Consider the following 19,264-nt stretch of genomic DNA (forward strand, 5'->3'; position numbering starts at 1 on the left):
AACACGCTTTGACCTTGCTCTCATGAGTCCCTATTTTGGGATGAACAGTCCTATTCCGTTAATTTGAGCCCCTTATGACCGCCTCGCTGAAAGCCATCGACGGATCGGCAGATTTGCCTGTCCTGATGAATGACCTCGCCCGGAGCGCCCGTGCGGCTGCGCGTGCGTTGGCGGTGGCTCCAACGGAGCAAAAGAACCGGGCGCTTGCGGCCATGGAGCGCGCGATCCGTGCCGGTGCGCCTGCGATTCTGGCGGCCAATGCCGAGGATGTCGCCGAGGTGCGTGCCAATGGCGCCACATCGGCCTTTATCGATCGGCTGACCCTGACCGAGGCGCGCGTGCACGTGATGGCGGATGGCATCCGCGTCATCCATGACATCGCTGATCCCGTCGGCGCCGTCACCGAGAGCTGGCAGCGGCCGAATGGAATGACCATCGAGCGCGTGCGCGTGCCGCTCGGCGTCGTTGCTGTGATTTTCGAAAGCCGTCCGAATGTCGCGGCGGATGCCGGCGTGTTGTGCCTGAAGTCCGGCAATGCGGTGATCCTGCGCGGCGGCTCGGACAGTTTCCGATCGTGTCGTGCGATTCACGAATGTCTGGTGCAGGGCCTGCGCGAAGCCGGTCTGCCTGAAGCTGCGATCACGCTGGTGCCGACGCGCGATCGTGCGGCTGTTGGTTTGTTGCTGACCGGACTCAATGGCGGCGTCGATGTGATCGTGCCGCGGGGCGGCAAGAGCTTGGTTGCGCGTGTCGAGGCCGAAGCGCGTGTGCCGGTATTTGCGCATCTCGAAGGCGTCAATCACACCTATGTCGATCACGCCGCGAAGCTCGATATGGCGAAGTCGATCGTGCTCAATGCCAAGATGCGCCGTCCCGGTGTCTGCGGCGCGACGGAAACACTGCTGATTGACCGCGCAGTCGTCGGCACGCATCTGAAGCCGCTGGTGGAGATGCTGATCGATGCCGGCTGCGAGGTGCGCGGTGACGTCGCCGTGCAGCAGGCCGATGCTCGCGTCAAGCCTGCAACGGACGAGGACTGGGACACCGAATACGAAGACGCGATCATCTCGGCCAGGGTCGTCGATGGTGTCGATGACGCGCTCGCGCATATTCGCGATCACGGTTCGCATCACACCGATGCGATCGTGACCGAGGACGTCGCGGTGGCCACGAAGTTTCTCAACGAAGTGGATTCGGCGATCGTACTGCATAACGCCTCGACGCAGTTTGCCGACGGCGGTGAATTCGGCTTCGGTGCAGAAATCGGAATCGCCACCGGCAAATTCCATGCGCGCGGCCCGGTCGGTGCCGAGCAGCTCACCAGTTTCAAATATCGCATTCACGGCACCGGACAGACCAGGCCGTGATGATGTGCGTTTCGGCGCGTGGAGACTGAATTGGATTTGCATTCAGTCCCGCCGGCGCAGGGCATACCGTCACATAGTCCCGGCATGCGGATCGGTCTGCTTGGCGGATCGTTCAATCCGCCGCATGCCGCGCATCGGGCCATCAGCCTGTTCGCGATGAAACGGCTGCAGCTCGATCGCGTCTGGTGGCTGGTCTCGCCGGGCAATCCGCTGAAGGATCAACGCAATCTGCACGATCTCGCCGAGCGCGCGGCTGCTGCGAGGGCGATGGCCGATCATCCGCGCATCGATATCACTTGTCTCGAGAGTGTCATCGGTACGCGGTATACCGTCGACACCATCAGCTACCTCCGACGTCGATGTTCGCAAGCACGATTTGTCTGGATCATGGGTGCCGACAATCTCGCCCAGTTTCACCGCTGGGAGAGCTGGCAGGTGATTGCCGGAGAGGTGCCCTTTGCGGTCATCGACCGGCCGCCGCAGAGCTTCCAGGGACTTGCATCGACCGCCGCCCAGGCCCTCGGCCGTTACCGGATACCGGAGCAGGACGCTGGGTCATTGGCCGATCTGAAGCCTCCCGCATGGGTATTTTTGACCGGTTTGAAGCTGAATCTGTCCTCCACCCGGCTGCGGAACCCGGATGGCAGCTGGAAGACGTAATTCCACAACACTCGCCCGATAAGTGCTATAGGGCGGGCGCTGGAATATTGAATCCGGCATTCCCACATGCATACTTGATCTCACCGGGCGTCGCATTCGGCGTCCCAATACAGTGAAAGGAATGGTCCTCTGGCCACTTCTGTATTGTCCAAGACGGGCGCCAAGAAAGCCTCGTCCAAGGCCGCTTCTCCTAAAGCGACCGCTTCGCCCAAGAAACCCACTTCGGTAAAGAAGACTGCCGCGCCGAAAAAGGCCGCCGCGTCAAAATCCGCAAAGCCGAAGGCCGCTACCAAGCCTGCTGCCGCAAAGGCCGCTCCAAAGGCTGCCATTCCGAAGAAGATTGCTGCGCCCAAAGCGAAGAAATCCGCTGCAGCAGCACCGCTGCGCGACAGCGCGACCGAAACGCTCAATCTCGTTCTCGCTCGCCTTGACGACATGAAGGCCGAGGAAACGGTGACTATCGACCTGCGCGGCAAGTCGGCCTTCTCCGACTACATGATCGTGACGACAGGCCGGTCGAATCGCCATGTCGGTGCGGTGGCCGAAAATGTTGCCAAGGGTCTCAAGGAAGCCGGCCAGAAGAAGCTGCATGTCGAAGGCCTGTCCAATTGCGATTGGGTGCTGATCGATACCGGCGAGGTCATTTTGCACGTCTTCCGGCCCGAGGTTCGCGAATTCTACAATCTGGAACGACTGTGGACGCAGAGCCCGTCGGATGAACCGCGGATCGGACTGAAGGCTGTTTGAGCCACGGGCATTCGGCAACGGCGCGACGCGTGCTAGTCTGCGCCAATGCATCTTCTTGTGATTTCCATCGGCAAGCTCAAGCAGGGTCCGGAACGCGAGCTCGCGGAACGGTACCGTGATCGCTTCGACGATATCGGCCGCAAGCTCGGTTTTCGTGGCCTTGCGATTCATGAAATTTCGGAAAGCCGCGCACGCGATGCGGCGACCCGGATCAATGAGGAAGCAGCGGCGATTTCGGCGCTGATTCCGGAAAAGGCTGTATTAGTAGCGCTCGACGAGCGTGGCAGCAGCGTCGACAGCGCCAGTTTCGCTCGCCATATCGGGAAGTGGCGGGACGAAGCGGTGCCGCATAATGTTTTTGTCATCGGCGGGGCGGACGGACTTTCGCCCGAATTGCGGCGCAAAGCCAAACTGAGCATTGCATTCGGCTCGGCGACCTGGCCGCATCAAATGGTTCGCGTCATGCTTCTGGAACAGATTTACCGGGCCGCTACAATTTTAGCTGGCCACCCGTATCACCGCGTTTAGCTCACGGTATTGAGCGTAACGCGTTTGAAAGAAGGCGCTGTCGAAACCACGATGCTGTCACCGCGGTCCATTCCATCTGAACACGACGCCGTTCGCCGCGGGATGTCGAACGCGTCGTCGTTTTCTATGATGCTGGTATCAGCGACTCTTGCAGGTTTGATGACGACCTCGGTCCGGGCGCAAACGGTTACGCCAATCCAGCAAGCCAATGCACCATCGCCTGATATCATTCGTCAGCGCGAGCAGGAGCTCGAAGCGATCCGCGCGCAGCAAAAGAGCGCCGCAGAGTTGCAGACGAAACTGAAAGCCGATATCGCGGCAATCGGACAGGATCGCGGCAAGCTTAGTCAGCAGCTCATCGATATCGCCGCCCGCGTCCGCGGCGTCGAAACCCGGATCGACGATGCCGAAGTGCGTCTGCGGCCGCTGGATGCGCGCGAGCAGAAGATCCGCGGCACGCTGGAATCGCGCCGCGGCGAAATCGTCGAAGTGCTGTCGGCGTTGCAGCGCGCGGGCCGCCGCGCGCCGCCGGCTTTGCTGGTACGTCCCGAAGACGCGTTGAAGTCGCTGCGTACGGCGATGCTGCTTGGCTCCGTCGTGCCCGACATGCGCGCGCGCGCCGAGAAACTGGTGGCTGACCTCAGCGAACTCGTGAATTTGCGCAAGGCGATCTCGACGGAGCGCGATCAGCTTGCCGGCGATCGCGACAAGCTGAAGGAAGAGCAGACACGCCTCGCGTCGTTTACTGAGGAGCGCCAGAAGCAGCAGTCGGCTGCGGAAAAGGACATGGAAGCGGAAGCCGCGCGTGCATTGACGTTGTCCCGTCAGGTCGACAGTCTGCAAGGCCTGATCGCGAAGATGGAGCAGGATTCCAAGGCGGCGGCGAAGGCAGCGGCCACAGCCAGTCTGCAGGGCACGCCGGCGGCGCTCAGCAACGGCAAGCCAAATATCGGCGCCTTCAAGGACCCCGGCAGGCTCAGTCCGGCGATCGCCTTTGCTTCCGCAAAGGGCATGCTCGCACTTCCGGTCAACGGGGTTAAAATTCGCAATTTCGGCGGTTCCGATGGTGTCGGTGGCGTCGAAAAGGGCATGTCACTGGCCGCACGGGCGGGTGCGCAGGTCACAACACCGTGTGACGGCTGGGTTGTTTATTCCGGTCCGTTCCGTAGCTATGGACAACTCTTGATCCTCAACGCTGGGGGCGGGTATCATGTCTTGATCGCCGGGATGGAGCGTATTTCGGTGAACATTGGTCAGTTCGTCCTTACCGGGGAACCGATCGCTGTCATGGGATCAACATCCCGGGTAGCATCCGTCCTTGCGGCCAATGCCAGCCAGCCTGTGCTTTATATCGAGTTCCGTAAGGACGGGACTCCCATTGATCCAGGCCCATGGTGGGCCGCTAACGAAGGCGAAAAGGTTCGCGGATGATGCGCAAGACTTCCATAATTCTGCTGAGTGCTGCCACTGGCGCGGCCTTGACGCTCTTCGTGACCCAGCCACGCGCCGTGTTCATGGGCACCAGTGCCCGCGCAGCGACCTCGGATACCTATCGTCAACTCAACCTGTTCGGCGACGTGTTTGAGCGCGTCCGCAGCGACTATGTCGAGAAGCCCGACGACAGCAAGCTGGTCGAGTCGGCGATTTCCGGCATGCTCACCGGTCTCGATCCGCATTCCAGCTACATGGACGCCAAGAGCTTCCGCGACATGCAGGTGCAGACCCGCGGTGAGTTCGGCGGTCTCGGCATTGAAGTCACCATGGAAGATGGCCTGATCAAGGTAGTGTCTCCGATCGACGATACCCCGGCATCGAAGGCCGGTATCATGGCCAACGACATCATCACCAGCCTCGACGAGGAAGCGGTGCAGGGTCTCACCCTGAACCAGGCCGTCGAGAAGATGCGCGGTCCGGTCAATACGAAGATCAAGCTGAAGATCATCCGCAAGGGTCAGGACAATCCGCTCGACGTCACCCTCGTGCGCGACAATATCCGTGTTCGCTCGGTGCGTGCTCGCGTTGAAAGCGACGATATCGCTTACATCCGCATTACGACCTTCAACGAGCAGACCACCGAAGGCCTGAAGCGCGAGATCGCGGCACAGACCGCGGCAATCGGCGCGGATAAGGTCAAGGGCTACATCATCGACCTCCGCAACAATCCGGGCGGTCTGCTTGAAGAAGCCGTCACCGTTTCCGACGCGTTCCTCGAGCGTGGCGAGATCGTCTCGACCCGCGGTCGTAACGCTGAGGAAACCCAGCGCCGCACGGCGCATGCTGGCGATCTGACCAAGGGCAAGCCGGTGGTCGTGCTGATCAATGGCGGTTCGGCTTCGGCATCGGAAATCGTCGCCGGCGCGCTGCAGGATCACAAGCGTGCGACCACGATCGGTACGCGCTCGTTCGGTAAGGGCTCGGTGCAGACCATCATCCCGCTGGGCTCCGGCAACGGTGCGCTGCGTCTGACCACGGCGCGTTACTTCACGCCGTCGGGCAAGTCGATCCAGGCCAAGGGCATCGTCCCGGACATCGAAATCGTGCAGGACGTGCCGGATGAGCTGAAGTCCCGCGACATCAAGGGCGAGGCTTCGCTCCGTGGCCATCTGAAGAACGATGGCGACGAGAAGACCGGTTCGCAGTCCTACGTGCCGCCGGATGCCAAGAATGACAAGGCGCTGAAGGCCGCTGCCGATTTGCTCCATGGCATCAAGGTGACGTCGAACGCAATCATCACGCCGCCGCCGGGAGCCGCTGCTGCTGCGGACAAGCCGGCAGACGACAAGGCGGCCGCCAAGCCGAACTGATCGACGAACGCACATCAATTCTGCGGAAAGGGCGGCCTTCGGGTCGCCCTTTTTGTTGGAATCCTCCCAAGGGATCCGATGTCCTTCCGGCTGCCGTGGCCACGACCGGGCGTGTTATTGTCCGGTCGGCTGATTCGGGAGATTCATGGCAGTGTCGGCGGACGATCTAAGCGCCCCGCTTGGACAGAAATCGAAACGTAAGCGTCAGTTCCGGCTGCCTTTTTCCGGAACGCAGGCGCTTGCCACGATTCTCGCCCTGCTGCTGCTCGGCTTTCTCGGTGTTGCCATCTTCAATAACAACCCGATGGGTGGCGAGCCGGTAGCGCGCGTAGCGATCAAAGCGCCTGCCGCGACCGATAATGAGAAGGTCGCCGCCAAACCGCCGGTCGAGGCTAAGCACGGTACGCCCGAGACGGCCAAGGCGCCTGAGGCTCCCGGTCAGAAGACCATCACCATCATCGACGGCTCCAGTGGCGCTCGTAAGGACGTCGTGGTGTCCAGTGAGGGCTCGGACAGCGCCGCGGTTGATGCACCGCCGCCGGTTATGACGGGTATCGATCAGAAATTGTTGGAGAAATCTCGCCACGGTCTAGTGCCGATCGCCATCGGCGCGCTGAAGCCCGTGACGGCCTATGCCGCCGGTTCCGAGGCCGAGCGCGCCAGGGCGATGAAGACGCCGAGCATTTCCATCGTCATTGGCGGCCTCGGCGTCGGTGCAGCCAAGACTACCGATGCCATCATGAAGCTGCCGCCGGCCGTAACGCTCGGCTTCACGCCCTATGGCTCGGATCCCGGCAAGCTGGTCGAACGCGCCCGTGCGCAGCGCCACGAGGTGCTGCTGCAGTTGCCGATGGAACCGTTCGACTATCCCGACAACGATCCGGGCCCGCAGACGCTGTTGTCCTCGGCTACAGCCGAGCAGAATCTCGATCGCATGATGTGGCACATGAGCCGCTTCCAGGGCTATGTCGGCGTCGCCAATTTCATGGGCGCGCGCTTCATCGCCACTGACACGGCGATGCAACCCATTGCACGTGAGGCCAGCAAGCGCGGGCTTGCATTGTTCGACGATGGCTCGACGCCGCGCAGCGTTGCCGCCGCGGCCGCCGAAGGGCAGGGCATGCCTTTCGCACGCTCCGATATTGCCATCGACGCGGTGCCGACCTCGGCAGACATCGACAAGGCGCTGGCGCGGCTCGAGGGGCTGGCCAAGGAACGTGGCGTGGCCGTCGGCGTCGCTTCGGCGCTGCCAATCTCGATCGAACGTATCAGCGCCTGGGCGAAAACCCTTGAAAGCCGTGGGGTCATGCTGGTGCCATTGACAACCGCGATGCTGAAATCAAAATCAAGCTAGCGTCTTTGGGCTAGGGTGAATTTGGCACGGCCGAATCGCTGCGATTCAGCAAGGTCGAATTGCTGCGTAAAGAGTGCTCGAACGGACGCGAGAGGCATTGACGGAATGGCGCGCTACGAAGACCTGCCCTATCGAACTTGCGTCGGAATGATGCTGATCAACCCGCAGGGGCTCGTCTTTATCGGCCGACGTGCCGGCGGTATCGAGCACGTCGATGACATGCATGTCTGGCAGATGCCGCAGGGCGGCGTCGATCCCGGTGAGGACACCTGGGAGGCCGCCAAGCGCGAGCTCTATGAAGAAACCAGCGTCCAATCGGTCGAGAAGCTCGGCGAAGTGCCCGACTGGTTGATCTATGACATTCCCCGCACGGTGGCCGGGCGGGCCTGGAAGGGTCGCTATCGCGGCCAGCGGCAGAAATGGTTCGCTGTGCGCTTCACCGGCGATGACAAGGAAATCAACGTCACGCATCCGCCTGGTGGCCACAAGGCCGAGTTCATCAATTGGCGCTGGGAGCCGATGAAGAACCTTCCGGAGCTGATCGTGCCGTTCAAGCGCCCCGTCTATGAGCGGGTGGTGAAGGAATTTGCCGGTCTGGCGGACGGCTAGTACTGGAATGACGGACAACCGCCCCTATCGCCCCAATGTGGGCGTCGCACTGTTCAATGCCGACGGCAAAGTTCTGATCGGCCGTCGTTTCAAGGATGACGGGCCAGAGATCATTCTGCCGGGCCTGGAATGGCAGATGCCTCAGGGTGGTATCGATCCCGACGAAGATCCTCGCGTCGCCGTAATGCGCGAATTATGGGAAGAGACCGGCGTCATCCATGCCGACTATCTCGGCGAGACCGGCTGGATGGCCTACGACTTCATCCCGTTCGAGAACCCCAGCCATCGCTTTGCGCAGTTCCGCGGGCAGCGGCAGAAGTGGTTTGCGCTGAAATTCACCGGGGATGATGCCGAAGTCGATCCGCTGACGCCGCGCAACGGTCAGCCGGCTGAATTCGACGCCTGGCGCTGGGAGCGGCTGGATCGCGTCGCAGATCTCGTGGTGCCGTTCCGGCGGGAGGTCTATCGCGCCGTGGCTGAGAGTTTTGCGAAATTTGTCTGAGGCGAAGCCCTGACGAAACGGAGCGCTATCCGGGCTATAGCGCTCAGTGCATCGCCGTCGAGGTCACGTGCTGCTGGATGACCTTGAAGTGGTCGATGCGCTCGATAGCGCGGTCCAGCGCGGAGCCTTCCTTCTCGGCCAGCTTTTCTTCCATCTCGGCGATCTGGCCTGCGAAAGCTTCACGGTCGAGCTCTTCTATCGAAGTCGCGACCTCGGCCAGCACAGTGAGGCCCTTGTCGGACACTTCGGCGAGGCCGCCGAGCACGATGATCTTCTGCTGGGTGCCGCCGGCCGTCACGATCATGATGCCTGGACGAAGCGCAGCTACCAGCGGCGCATGACCGGCCATCACACCGAGATCGCCAGCGACGCCGGGGATATCGACCTGATCGACTTCGCCCGCGAAAGCGAGTTTTTCCGGCGAGACGAGATCGAAATGAAAGGTGGCCATGTCGTTATCCGCTGACTGATCCCTTCCCCCTTGCGGGGGAGGGTTGGGGAGGGGGTAATCACGAGCGAAGGCGCTTGCGGCACCCCCACCCCGGCGCAAATGCGCCGACCCTCCCCGCCTAGCGAAGCTTTGCTTCGCGCGGAGGGAGGGTAAGAATTTTATGCCGCTTCCGCAGCCAGCTTCTTGCCCTTCTCGACGGCTTCTTCGATCGCGCCGACCATGTAGAAGGCGGCTTCCGGCAGGTGATCATACTTGCCTTCGACGATCGCACGGAAACCCTTGATGGTGTCGGCGAGTTCGACGAACTTGCCGGGCGAACCCGTGAAGATTTCAGCGACGAAGAACGGCTGCGACAGGAAGCGCTCGATCTTGCGGGCGCGGGCCACGGCCAGCTTGTCCTCTTCCGACAGTTCATCCATGCCGAGAATGGCGATGATGTCCTGCAGCGACTTGTACTTCTGCAGCACCTGCTGAACCATGCGAGCGGTCTGGTAGTGCTCTTCGCCGACAACCAGCGGGGACAGCATGCGCGACGTCGAGTCGAGCGGATCCACCGCCGGGTAGATGCCCTTTTCCGAGATGGCACGGTTCAACACGGTCGTTGCGTCCAAGTGAGCGAACGAGGTTGCCGGCGCCGGGTCGGTCAAATCGTCGGCCGGAACGTAGATGGCCTGCACCGAGGTGATCGAACCCTTATGCGTGGTGGTGATGCGCTCCTGCAGCGCGCCCATGTCGGTCGCGAGCGTCGGCTGATAACCCACCGCCGAAGGAATACGACCGAGCAGAGCGGACACTTCCGAACCTGCCTGGGTGAAGCGGAAGATGTTGTCGACGAAGAACAGCACGTCCTGACCCTGATCGCGGAAGTGTTCTGCGACGGTCAAACCTGACAGCGCGACGCGGGCGCGGGCGCCCGGAGGCTCGTTCATCTGGCCGAACACGAGAGCGCACTTCGACTTCACGGCCGGATCCGGATTGTGCGGGTCGGCATTCACCTTGGACTCGATGAACTCGTGATACAGATCGTTACCTTCACGGGTACGCTCGCCAACGCCGGCGAACACCGAGTAGCCACCGTGTGCCTTGGCGACGTTATTGATCAATTCCTGAATGAGAACGGTCTTGCCGACGCCGGCGCCGCCGAACAGGCCGATCTTTCCGCCCTTTGCGTAAGGCGCAAGCAGGTCGACGACCTTGATGCCGGTGACGAGAATTTCAGCTTCAGTCGACTGGTCGGTATAAAGCGGCGCTTCAGCATGGATCTCGCGGAGGCCTTCCGCATCGATCGGGCCGGCTTCGTCGATCGGCTCGCCGATGACGTTCATGATGCGGCCGAGGGTGCCAACACCCACTGGTACCTTGATCGGCGTGCCGGTGTCGGTGACTTCCTGGCCACGAACCAGACCTTCGGTGGTGTCCATCGCGATGGTGCGGACGGTCGATTCGCCGAGATGCTGGGCGACTTCGAGAACCAGGCGGTTGTTGCCGTTCTTGGTCTCGATCGCGTTCAGAATGGCGGGCAGGTAACCTTCGAACTGCACGTCGACGACGGCGCCGATGACCTGTGTGATACGTCCGGTCTGGTTGGCGGGGCTAGCCATGAAAACTTCTCCTTAAACCTCAAGGACTCTGAAGTCCGAAACTTGAACGGCGGTCGGGTAGACCGGATTATTGCTGTTAGATCGCCTCGGCGCCGGAGATGATTTCGATCAGCTCCTTCGTAATCATCGCCTGGCGGGTGCGGTTGTAGATCAGTGTCTGCTTGCGGATCATGTCGCCGGCGTTGCGCGTGGCGTTGTCCATCGAGCTCATCTGCGCACCGTAGAACGAAGCATTGTTCTCCAGCAGCGCGCGGAAAATCTGTACCGCGAGATTGCGCGGCAGCAGGCCGTCAAGGATCTCATCCTCGGCGGGCTCGTATTCATAGGTCGGTGTCGGGCCGGCATTGGCAGCAGGCGCTGCGACTTCCAGCGGAATGATCTGCTGGGCGGTCGGAATCTGCGAGATCACCGACTTGAAGCGCGAATAGAACAGCGTGCAGATGTCGAACTGACCGTCATTGAAGAGAGCCAGAACTTTCTTGGCGATATCATCGGCATTGACGAAGCCGAGCTGACGCACGGAACGCAGTTCGAGATGACCGACGATCTGCTTGTCGAAGTTGCGGCGCAGCTGCTCGTAACCCTTGCGACCGACGCAGAAAAACTTGACCTCTTTACCCTGGTTCATCAGCGCCAGCGCGCGTTCACGCGCCAGACGGACGATCGAGGAATTGAAAGCGCCACATAGGCCCCGCTCGCCGGTGCAGACCAGCAGCAGGTGGACCTGATCCTTGCCGGTACCAACCAACAGCGCCGGGCCGGTGCCCGGTGTGGTCGCGCTGGCGATGCTGGCGATCACGGTATCCATCTTCTCGGCGTAAGGACGTGCAGCTTCGGCAGCGGTCTGCGCACGGCGCAGCTTCGATGCCGCAACCATCTGCATCGCCTTGGTGATCTTCTGCGTCGCCTTGGTCGAGGCGATGCGGACACGCATGTCTTTAAGTGAGGCCATTCTCAGTCCACCCCGGCGATCTAGCTAATCAGCTGATCGCGAACCTCTCGTTCGAAACGTCCGACCTCGTGCCGGACATCAACGTGAATGGCCGGCAATAAGCCGGCCATTCATTGGCAGTATTAAGCAGCGTAGGTCTTCGCGAAGCCTTCGACGACGGCCTTGAGCTGGGCGGCGACGTCATCCTTGAGATCGCGGCTGTCACGGATCGCGTTGAGGATCTCGACGTTCTTGCCGCGCAGCAGCGACAACAGGCCGTCTTCGAAACCGCGCACCTTGCTGACCGGAAGCGTGTCGAGATAGCCGTTGGTACCGGCCCAAATCACGGCAACCTGCTCTTCCATCTTCAGCGGCGAGAACTGTGGCTGCTTCAGGAGTTCGGTCAGACGTGCACCGCGGTTCAGCAGGCGCTGGGTCGAAGCATCGAGGTCCGAGCCGAACTGCGCGAAGGCCGCCATTTCGCGGTACTGCGCGAGCTCGCCCTTGATCTTGCCGGCGACCTTCTTCATCGCCTTGGTCTGCGCGGCGGAGCCGACGCGCGACACGGACAGACCGACGTTCACGGCAGGACGGATGCCCTGGAAGAACAGATCGGTTTCAAGGAAGATCTGACCGTCGGTGATCGAAATCACGTTCGTCGGAATGTAGGCAGACACGTCGTTGGCCTGGGTTTCGATGACCGGCAGCGCCGTCAGCGAACCATTGCCCTGGGAATCATTGAGCTTCGCAGCGCGCTCGAGCAGACGCGAGTGAAGATAGAACACATCGCCCGGATAAGCTTCGCGGCCCGGAGGACGCCGCAGCAGCAGCGACATCTGACGGTAAGCAACAGCCTGCTTCGACAAATCGTCATAGATGATGACGGCGTGCATGCCGTTGTCGCGGAAGAATTCGCCGATCGTGCAGCCGGTGAACGGCGCGATGTATTGCATCGGAGCCGGATCGGAAGCGGTCGCAGCGACGACGACGGAGTATTCCATCGCGCCCTGCTCTTCGAGCACCTTCACGAACTGCGCAACGGTCGAACGCTTCTGGCCAACGGCGACGTACACGCAGTACAGTTTCTGGCTCTCGGGAGCGCCAGCAACGTTCAGCGACTTCTGGTTCAGGATGGTGTCGAGCGCGATTGCGGTCTTGCCGGTCTGACGGTCACCAATGATCAGCTCGCGCTGGCCACGGCCGACCGGGATCAGAGCATCGACCGACTTCAGGCCGGTTGCCATCGGCTCGTTGACCGACTTGCGCGGAATGATGCCCGGCGCCTTGACGTCGACGCGCATGCGCTTGTCGGCCTGGATCGGGCCCTTGCCGTCGATCGGATTGCCGAGACCGTCGACAACGCGGCCGAGCAGACCCTTGCCAACCGGCGCGTCCACGATCGAACGGGTGCGCTTAACAGTCTGGCCTTCTTTAATTTCGCGGTCAGCGCCGAAAATAACGACACCGACGTTGTCGGTTTCGAGGTTCAGCGCCATGCCGCGGGTGCCGTTCTCGAATTCGACCATTTCGCCGGCCTGGACGTTGTCGAGGCCGTAGACGCGGGCAATGCCGTCGCCGACGGACAACACCTGTCCAACTTCGGAAACTTCAGCTTCCTGGCCGAAATTCTTGATCTGGTCTTTGAGGATCGCGGAAATTTCTGCGGCGCGGATGTCCATCAGCCTGCCTCTTTCATCGAGTGCTTGATCGAGTTGAGTTTGGTGCGAAGCGAGCTGTCCACCATGCGGCTGCCGAGCTTGACGACAAGCCCGCCGATGATGGACGGATCGACTTTCACGTTGAGCGCGACGTCCTTGCCCGTCACTGACTTCAGCGCGGTCTTGAGAGCGTCGAGATTCTTGTCACTGAGCGGCTCGGCGACGGTGACGTCAGCCGTAGCTTCGCCCCTGAACTTGGCGACCAGCGCGCGGAAGCCGCGGATCACGTCATTCACCGCGAACAAACGACGATTCGCGGTCAGGACACGGAGGAAATTGGCGGTGATGCCGGTAATTCCGGCCTTCTCCAGCACCGAAGCCAAGGCCTTGCCCTGAACCTCTGCGGCGAATACCGGGCTGCGAACCAGTCGCGCCAGATCGGCACTGTCGGCCAGCATCGCTGTGAACTTGTCGAGATCGGCCTTCACCGCATCGACGGACTTTTCGTCACGCGCCAGCTCAAACAGAGCCGTCGCATAACGACCGGACATTCCCGAAACCGACGGATCTTCTGCTGCCACGAATTGCGCTCTTCAGGCTGTCAAACTCGCAAGGGAATAACTATCGCCCGAATGTGGCGCCTAGCGATCCAAGTCCTTGGAATTCAAGCGGGACTTCGATTTTTAGGTCACAACAAAATGTCGTGACCCGTTCAAATCGCGGCTTTGCTAACATAGCCCGCGCGCTGGTGCAACGCGACGAAAGCGTTTGATGATGCCTTGTCGCAGGCCTTCGCAAAGAATCATTTCAGGGAGATATGACGCGCCAATCGGGTCGCTGACGGAGTGTTTCATCGTCCATCTCCAAGGCGGAATTTCTTATTCCGCATGACGGTACACGGCGCCGATTCTTTTGAATCACGCAACGTCGAGTGCGGTGAGTCCGCAATTGAAATCGCGGCCGGGCAGCGCGGCGTGCGCGTTTCATGTCACCGTTTCGGGCTGCTTAACATTTACTTACCGAATGCTATCCATGCACGACGATCACTTAGCTATTCAGTATAGTTATGTAATGTGCAGTATATTTAATATTTAAAAATTCGTTAAAGCGGCTCATTAGGCATGTTCTGTTCCATCACAAGATATTTCATCTGGTCATGGAACGATTGCGTTGCCTATTTTACGCCTCATTACGTCGTCAAACGCTCAGCCAGTGAAATTGGGACGGGGGTCCACTTGCCACATTTGTGGCAATACTGTCTGAGGGACAACAACTTATGCTGCGTTACGGAAAATCGACGCTGGGCGCTATCGCCCGGCCGCGTACGGCAATCGCTGTCATGACTGCCGCTCTTGTTCTCGGGGGAACTGTTTCGGAGGCTTCGGCCAAATCCCGGCATCATCGCCATCACCACAAGCACCATCACGCCGCCAAGGCTTCGCCGTCGCTGTTCGATGCTAATGCATCGATCGCGCCTTCCACCGGCGGCCGTAGCTTCTCGGGTGTTGCGTCTTATTACGGCAACGAGTCCGGCAGCCGCACCGCGTCGGGTCAGCGCTTCAATCAGAATGCGATGACCGCCGCGCATCGTTCGCTGCCGTTCGGCACCAAGCTGCGCGTGACCCATGGCGGTCGCAGCGTTGTCGTCACCGTCAACGATCGCGGACCGTTCATCCGTGGCCGCGTACTCGACCTGTCGAAAGGCGCAGCGAGCGCGATCGGTTTGACTGGCCGTGGCGTCGGCCGCGTCGTCGCGGAAGTCATGTAAGCAAGACAAACGCGTCGCGTCCCTGACCTTCCAAGTTCAGTAGCGTTGTGTGTGTATTGAGTAGAGTAAGCGTTGAGTAAAAGAGCCTGCTGTCATCAAATGACAGCAGGCTTTTTTTGTTTTTGCGTTGTCAATTCACACCCTCATTCCAGGTTGCGCTCGCAAGAGCGAGCCTTCCAGAATGACGAAGCTCAAAGAAAGCTCTGCGGATCGACATCGACTTCGAGCTTTAGGTTGCCTGTAGGTTTTGGGCCGTGCGCGAGCCAGTCGCGGAGATAGTGCGACAGGTCGACATTGCGCGCCGACTTCACCAGCAGTCGGAAGCGATAGCGACCTTTGATCACGGCGAGCGGTGCTTCGGCGGGGCCGAGCACCATGATGCGCTCGTCGATCGGTGCTACGGCGGCGAGCTTGCGCGCATAGCCCTCCGTGGTTGGCCGGTCGCCGCCTGAGATGATCAGGCTCGCCAGTCGGCCGAAGGGTGGATAGCCCGCGCGCTCGCGGGCCTCGATCTCGCTGGCGTAAAACGCTTCGCGGTCGTTTGCGATCAGCGCCTTCATCACCGGATGTTCCGGCTGATGGGTCTGCAGATAGCCGACGCCACGTCCCTGTTCACGTCCGGCGCGGCCGATGACTTGATTGAGCATCTGATAGGTGCGCTCCGCGGCGCGCGGATCGCCATTGCCGAGGCCCAGATCGGCATCGATGACGCCGACCAGATTGAGCCGCGGGAAGTTATGGCCCTTGGCCACGAGTTGCGTGCCGATGATGACATCGACACGGCCTTCGGCGATTTCGGCCAGTTCGGTCCGCATCGCATCGATCGAGGTGATGAGGTCGCTCGACAGCACCATGGTGCGCGCATCCGGAAACAGGCTCGCCGCTTCCTCCTGCAAGCGCTCGACGCCCGGGCCAACGGCGACCAGCGACTCTTCGGCCTGGCAATGCGGGCATTGATGCGGGCGATGCATCGAGAAGCCGCAGTGGTGACACACCAGCCGCTGGCGAAAGCGATGATCGACCAGCCAGGCATCGCAGATCGTGCAAGCGAAGCGATGTCCGCAGCCGCGGCATAGCGTCAGCGGCGCATAGCCTCGGCGATTCAGGAACAGGAGCGCTTGCTCCTTGCGCTCGATGGCGATCTGGATCTTTTCGGCGAGACGCGGCGCGATGAAGCGGCCGCGCATAGGCCCTTCGCGGCGCAAGTCGATCGCCTCGATATGCGGCATATGCTGGCCGCCGAAGCGCGATGGCAGCGCGATGCGCTGATAGCGCCCCTTACGCGCATTGACCTCGGATTCGACCGACGGCGTCGCCGAGGCAAGCACGATGGGAATTTTGGCGATCGACGCTCGCACCACTGCCATGTCGCGGGCGTGGTAATGCGCGCCTTCGTCCTGCTTGTAGGCCTGGTCATGTTCCTCATCGACGATGATCAGGCCGAGTTTCGCGTAAGGCAGAAACAGCGCCGAACGCGCACCGACGATGACATGGGCTTCGCCATTGGCGATCGACGCCCAGTTGCGCGCGCGGGTGCGCGGCGTCAGTTCGGAATGCCATTCCAGCGGTCGCACGCCGAAGCGTTTTGAGAAGCGCTCGAGGAATTGCCCCGTCAGCGCTATTTCGGGCATCAGGATCAGCACCTGTTCGCCGCGCCTGATCACCTCGGCAACCGCCTCGAAATAGACCTCCGTCTTGCCGGAGCCGGTGACACCGTCGAGCAAAGCGGCGTGAAAATCCCCCTTGGCGGCGAAGGTCCGCATTGCTTCGGCCGCGACGGCCTGGTCGTCTGAAAAGTCCGGTTCGGCGAAGGTGGGATCAGGCGCCGGCGGCGGCAGCGCGCGGGGCATGGCTTCAATCGCAAGCGTGCCTTCATCGACGAGGCCGTCGATTACGCCGCCGCTGACTCCGGCTTCCTTGGCGGCTTCGGATTTCGCGTGCAGCAATCCGTCCGACAGGATCTCGATCAGCCGTGCGCGTGCCGAGGTCATGCGCTTGGGCACTTCGCCGACCAGGCGGACGCCCATGCGAACCCGCTCCGGGCCGAGGTGCTCGCCCATCCGCAGAGTCATCTTCATAACCATGCCGCGCGCGGACAACGTGTAATTCGCCACCCAGTCGACCAAGCTGCGCAATTCCTGCTTCAGCGGGGGGACATCGAATTTCTCGCCAACCTCTTTCAGGCGGTTGTGCAGCCGCGGATCGGGATTGGTGTTTTCTGCCCAGACCACGCCGATCACCTCGCGGGCGCCGAGTGGCACGCTGACGACATCGCCGGGCTGCAGATCGAGGCCACGAGGCACGCGATAGGAATAAGCCTGGTTCAGCGCGACCGGGACCAGCACGTCAACGACGCCAGACGATGTTTTGGTGCGCGCAGCTTCATCCATCGGCGGAATCAGACTCGAAATGGGGTATCCGCTAACCTAAGCTCGCGGTGCGGGCTGGACCAGTGCCGGCCGTGTGGCCCGGTCTTATGACCGATGGGCCGCCACGACAATGAAGCAAAAACAATAAGCCAAAGGGAGACCCTTCATGGGCCACAGGCTCGCCGGGGCAATCGCCTCATTCGTCATGTTTTCTGCCGTCGTGATACCTGCGCTGGCGCAGGACCGGATGCCGCCGATCCCGGCCGACAAATACACCGAAGCGCAGAAGAAGGCTGCCGAGGAGTTCTCCGGCGGCCGGGGCTATGAAGTCCGAGGCCCCTTCGTGCCGCTGATTCGCAGCCCGGAAGTGATGCTCCGCGCCAAGGCGATGGGCGATCATCTCAGGTTCAAGAGCGTACTGGCGCCGCGGCTCAGCGAAATGATCATCCTGATCACCGCGCGCGAATGGACCCAGCAATATGAGTGGGTTGCGCATCATGACATCGCGATCAAGGCCGGCCTGCGCAACGACATCGCCGATGCGATTGCAGATGGTCGGCGACCGGCGGGCATGGCCGAGGACGAAGAGGCCGCCTACGACATGTCGATCGAGATCCAGCGCACCAAACGCGTGAGTGATCCGACCTGGAACAAGGCCGTTGCCAAATTCGGCGAGCAGGGCGTCATCGATCTGCTCGGGATCAATGGCTATTACACCTTCCTGGCCATGGCCATGAATGCAGCGCGAACAGGCCTCCCGGCCGGCGTCGCGGAGCCCCTGAAGCGGTTCCCGGATTGACGATGCCGGCGGTTCACCAAAGTGAAACGAGCGGGGTGTGATAATCTCCGCCCGTTCGCGTGCCGCGAACTGCAAGGCATCCCGATGGCCAAGCTTTCCGACAAGAAACCAGCCGAAGCCAAATCAGGTGGGCCAGCGCCGATCGACCTCATCTGTGCGGATGCCGACGTCTCGCTGCAAATGACGCGCTGGCTGTCGCATTTGCGTGCCGAGCGACGGCTGTCGCCGAAGACGCTGGAGGCTTATGCGCGCGACGTCCGGCAGTTTCTGACATTTCTCGCCGAACACTGGGGCGCGCTCCTCTCGCTGCCACGTTTCGCCAAGCTCGAGGCTAGCGATATCAGAGCCTTCATGGCGGCACGGCGCAGCGATGACATCGGCGGCCGCTCGCTGATGCGGGCGCTGGCTGGTCTGCGTTCGTTCGGGCGATTTCTGGAGCGTGAAGGCAAAGGCAACGTCGGTGCGCTGTCAGCGATACGCGCGCCCAAAATCGGCAAGAGCCTGCCGAAACCGTTGCAGATGGTCTCGGCCAAGCGCCTCGCCGACGCCGACGAGCGCGCGGGCGAAAATCGCGATCCGTGGATCTGGGCGCGCGACGCCGCGGTCATGGCATTGCTGTATGGTTCGGGCTTGCGTATCTCCGAAGCCCTTGGTCTGTCACGCCGCGATGTGCCCGCACTCGGTGCCGGTGACGTGCTGATCGTCAATGGCAAGGGCAACAAGACCCGCATGGTACCCGTGCTGCATAATGTGCTGGAGCTCATCGCCGACTACGCCGCGCAGTGTCCGCATCCGCTCCCTGCCGATGGCCCGATGTTCGTCGGCGCACGCGGCGGGCCGCTTAGCCCTCGGATCATCCAGTTGACCATGGAGCGGATGCGTGGCGCGCTGGGCCTGCCCGACAGCGCCACCCCGCACGCGCTGCGCCACTCCTTTGCCACCCATCTGCTGACTCGCGGTGGTGACCTCCGCGCGATCCAGGAATTGCTCGGCCACGCCTCGCTGTCGACCACGCAGATCTATACCGGCATCGACACCGAGCGGCTGTTCGAGGTCTACAAGACCGCACACCCGCGAGCGTAGGGTCAGGCAAACCCCAGCTGTAGTAGAAGTGTC

Annotated in this window: 18 protein-coding genes; 12 read left to right on the top strand and 6 right to left on the bottom strand. The window is 61.4% G+C overall.

The features are described 5' to 3' along the window. Positions 1 to 74: 74 nt before the first annotated feature. The 9 genes from AB8A38_RS19865 to AB8A38_RS19905 all read left to right on the top strand — a co-directional run bounded on the left by AB8A38_RS19865 (position 75) and on the right by AB8A38_RS19905 (position 8,571). Positions 75 to 1,367, top strand: coding sequence for a glutamate-5-semialdehyde dehydrogenase (locus AB8A38_RS19865; protein WP_439087161.1), 1,293 nt, complete (start codon positions 75 to 77; stop codon positions 1,365 to 1,367). Positions 1,368 to 1,397: 30 nt separating this feature from the next. Further along, the gene (locus tag AB8A38_RS19870; RefSeq protein WP_439087162.1) at positions 1,398 to 2,027 is read left to right on the top strand and encodes a nicotinate-nucleotide adenylyltransferase; all 630 of its coding nucleotides are present in this window, start codon (positions 1,398 to 1,400) and stop codon (positions 2,025 to 2,027) included. A gap of 381 nt (positions 2,028 to 2,408) precedes the next feature. Then, entirely contained in the window at positions 2,409 to 2,774 is a 366-nt protein-coding gene (gene rsfS / locus AB8A38_RS19875; protein WP_439088563.1) for a ribosome silencing factor, read from the top strand. A gap of 45 nt (positions 2,775 to 2,819) precedes the next feature. Beyond that, positions 2,820 to 3,302, top strand: a complete 483-nt coding sequence (rlmH, locus tag AB8A38_RS19880) for a 23S rRNA (pseudouridine(1915)-N(3))-methyltransferase RlmH (protein WP_315839869.1) — start codon at positions 2,820 to 2,822, stop codon at positions 3,300 to 3,302. Positions 3,303 to 3,461: 159 nt separating this feature from the next. Further along, entirely contained in the window at positions 3,462 to 4,733 is a 1,272-nt protein-coding gene (locus AB8A38_RS19885) for a murein hydrolase activator EnvC family protein (protein WP_439087163.1), read from the top strand. Then, positions 4,730 to 6,106: a S41 family peptidase gene (locus AB8A38_RS19890; protein ID WP_120287632.1), complete on the top strand. Its 1,377-nt coding sequence runs from the start codon at positions 4,730 to 4,732 to the stop codon at positions 6,104 to 6,106. The genes AB8A38_RS19885 and AB8A38_RS19890 overlap by 4 nt, the downstream gene beginning before the upstream one ends. Before the next feature lie 145 nt (positions 6,107 to 6,251). After that, positions 6,252 to 7,460 (top strand): divergent polysaccharide deacetylase family protein, encoded by a 1,209-nt coding sequence (locus tag AB8A38_RS19895; RefSeq protein ID WP_439087164.1) that lies wholly within the window; start codon positions 6,252 to 6,254, stop codon positions 7,458 to 7,460. A gap of 105 nt (positions 7,461 to 7,565) precedes the next feature. Then, the gene (locus AB8A38_RS19900; protein ID WP_068730156.1) at positions 7,566 to 8,069 is read left to right on the top strand and encodes an RNA pyrophosphohydrolase; all 504 of its coding nucleotides are present in this window, start codon (positions 7,566 to 7,568) and stop codon (positions 8,067 to 8,069) included. Between the two features lie 7 nt (positions 8,070 to 8,076). Then, positions 8,077 to 8,571, top strand: a complete 495-nt coding sequence (locus AB8A38_RS19905; protein ID WP_439087165.1) for an RNA pyrophosphohydrolase — start codon at positions 8,077 to 8,079, stop codon at positions 8,569 to 8,571. 43 nt (positions 8,572 to 8,614) lie between these two features. Here AB8A38_RS19905 and AB8A38_RS19910 read toward each other — a convergent pair whose 3' ends face one another. From AB8A38_RS19910 to AB8A38_RS19930, 5 genes are all read right to left on the bottom strand, one after another. Beyond that, positions 8,615 to 9,022: a F0F1 ATP synthase subunit epsilon gene (locus tag AB8A38_RS19910; RefSeq protein WP_315839866.1), complete on the bottom strand. Its 408-nt coding sequence runs from the start codon at positions 9,020 to 9,022 to the stop codon at positions 8,615 to 8,617. A gap of 158 nt (positions 9,023 to 9,180) precedes the next feature. Continuing rightward, complete coding sequence (atpD, locus tag AB8A38_RS19915; protein ID WP_315839865.1) at positions 9,181 to 10,623, bottom strand: F0F1 ATP synthase subunit beta; 1,443 nt, start codon at positions 10,621 to 10,623, stop codon at positions 9,181 to 9,183. 76 nt (positions 10,624 to 10,699) lie between these two features. Then, a complete protein-coding gene (locus tag AB8A38_RS19920) occupies positions 10,700 to 11,575 on the bottom strand; it encodes a F0F1 ATP synthase subunit gamma (RefSeq protein WP_315839864.1) in 876 nt (291 codons plus the stop codon). A gap of 122 nt (positions 11,576 to 11,697) precedes the next feature. Next, the gene (gene atpA / locus AB8A38_RS19925; RefSeq protein WP_315839863.1) at positions 11,698 to 13,233 is read right to left on the bottom strand and encodes a F0F1 ATP synthase subunit alpha; all 1,536 of its coding nucleotides are present in this window, start codon (positions 13,231 to 13,233) and stop codon (positions 11,698 to 11,700) included. Further along, entirely contained in the window at positions 13,233 to 13,793 is a 561-nt protein-coding gene (locus AB8A38_RS19930; RefSeq protein ID WP_315839862.1) for a F0F1 ATP synthase subunit delta, read from the bottom strand. The genes atpA and AB8A38_RS19930 overlap by 1 nt, the downstream gene beginning before the upstream one ends. Before the next feature lie 695 nt (positions 13,794 to 14,488). Here AB8A38_RS19930 and AB8A38_RS19935 point away from each other — a divergent pair. Continuing rightward, a complete protein-coding gene (locus AB8A38_RS19935) occupies positions 14,489 to 14,980 on the top strand; it encodes a septal ring lytic transglycosylase RlpA family protein (RefSeq protein WP_092141086.1) in 492 nt (163 codons plus the stop codon). 191 nt (positions 14,981 to 15,171) lie between these two features. On the opposite strand, the gene AB8A38_RS19940 is transcribed toward AB8A38_RS19935, so the two are convergent. After that, positions 15,172 to 17,370 carry a primosomal protein N' gene (locus AB8A38_RS19940; protein WP_439087166.1) on the bottom strand — a complete coding sequence of 733 codons (2,199 nt, stop codon included), beginning with the start codon at positions 17,368 to 17,370 and terminating at the stop codon, positions 15,172 to 15,174. Between the two features lie 145 nt (positions 17,371 to 17,515). Between AB8A38_RS19940 and AB8A38_RS19945 the strand changes: the two genes are divergently transcribed. Both AB8A38_RS19945 and AB8A38_RS19950 read left to right on the top strand, forming a co-directional pair. Next, positions 17,516 to 18,148 carry a carboxymuconolactone decarboxylase family protein gene (locus AB8A38_RS19945; protein WP_315839860.1) on the top strand — a complete coding sequence of 211 codons (633 nt, stop codon included), beginning with the start codon at positions 17,516 to 17,518 and terminating at the stop codon, positions 18,146 to 18,148. A gap of 84 nt (positions 18,149 to 18,232) precedes the next feature. After that, positions 18,233 to 19,231, top strand: coding sequence for a tyrosine recombinase XerC (locus tag AB8A38_RS19950; RefSeq protein WP_439087167.1), 999 nt, complete (start codon positions 18,233 to 18,235; stop codon positions 19,229 to 19,231). Positions 19,232 to 19,264: the final 33 nt, after the last annotated feature.

The sequence above is a fragment of the Tardiphaga sp. 839_C3_N1_4 genome, assembly GCF_051811045.1.
Taxonomy (GTDB): Bacteria; Pseudomonadota; Alphaproteobacteria; order Rhizobiales; family Xanthobacteraceae; genus Tardiphaga.

Coding starts and splice junctions, on each gene's coding strand:
- AB8A38_RS19950 (WP_439087167.1), top strand. CDS start 18,233: ATGGCCAAGCTTTCCGACAAGAAACCAGCCGAAGCCAAATCAGGTGGG.
- AB8A38_RS19945 (WP_315839860.1), top strand. CDS start 17,516: ATGGGCCACAGGCTCGCCGGGGCAATCGCCTCATTCGTCATGTTTTCT.
- AB8A38_RS19920 (WP_315839864.1), bottom strand. CDS start 11,575: ATGGCCTCACTTAAAGACATGCGTGTCCGCATCGCCTCGACCAAGGCG.
- AB8A38_RS19865 (WP_439087161.1), top strand. CDS start 75: ATGACCGCCTCGCTGAAAGCCATCGACGGATCGGCAGATTTGCCTGTC.
- AB8A38_RS19890 (WP_120287632.1), top strand. CDS start 4,730: ATGATGCGCAAGACTTCCATAATTCTGCTGAGTGCTGCCACTGGCGCG.
- atpA (WP_315839863.1), bottom strand. CDS start 13,233: ATGGACATCCGCGCCGCAGAAATTTCCGCGATCCTCAAAGACCAGATC.
- AB8A38_RS19910 (WP_315839866.1), bottom strand. CDS start 9,022: ATGGCCACCTTTCATTTCGATCTCGTCTCGCCGGAAAAACTCGCTTTC.
- AB8A38_RS19905 (WP_439087165.1), top strand. CDS start 8,077: ATGACGGACAACCGCCCCTATCGCCCCAATGTGGGCGTCGCACTGTTC.
- AB8A38_RS19900 (WP_068730156.1), top strand. CDS start 7,566: ATGGCGCGCTACGAAGACCTGCCCTATCGAACTTGCGTCGGAATGATG.
- AB8A38_RS19885 (WP_439087163.1), top strand. CDS start 3,462: ATGACGACCTCGGTCCGGGCGCAAACGGTTACGCCAATCCAGCAAGCC.
- AB8A38_RS19940 (WP_439087166.1), bottom strand. CDS start 17,370: ATGGATGAAGCTGCGCGCACCAAAACATCGTCTGGCGTCGTTGACGTG.
- AB8A38_RS19935 (WP_092141086.1), top strand. CDS start 14,489: ATGCTGCGTTACGGAAAATCGACGCTGGGCGCTATCGCCCGGCCGCGT.
- rlmH (WP_315839869.1), top strand. CDS start 2,820: ATGCATCTTCTTGTGATTTCCATCGGCAAGCTCAAGCAGGGTCCGGAA.
- atpD (WP_315839865.1), bottom strand. CDS start 10,623: ATGGCTAGCCCCGCCAACCAGACCGGACGTATCACACAGGTCATCGGC.
- AB8A38_RS19895 (WP_439087164.1), top strand. CDS start 6,252: ATGGCAGTGTCGGCGGACGATCTAAGCGCCCCGCTTGGACAGAAATCG.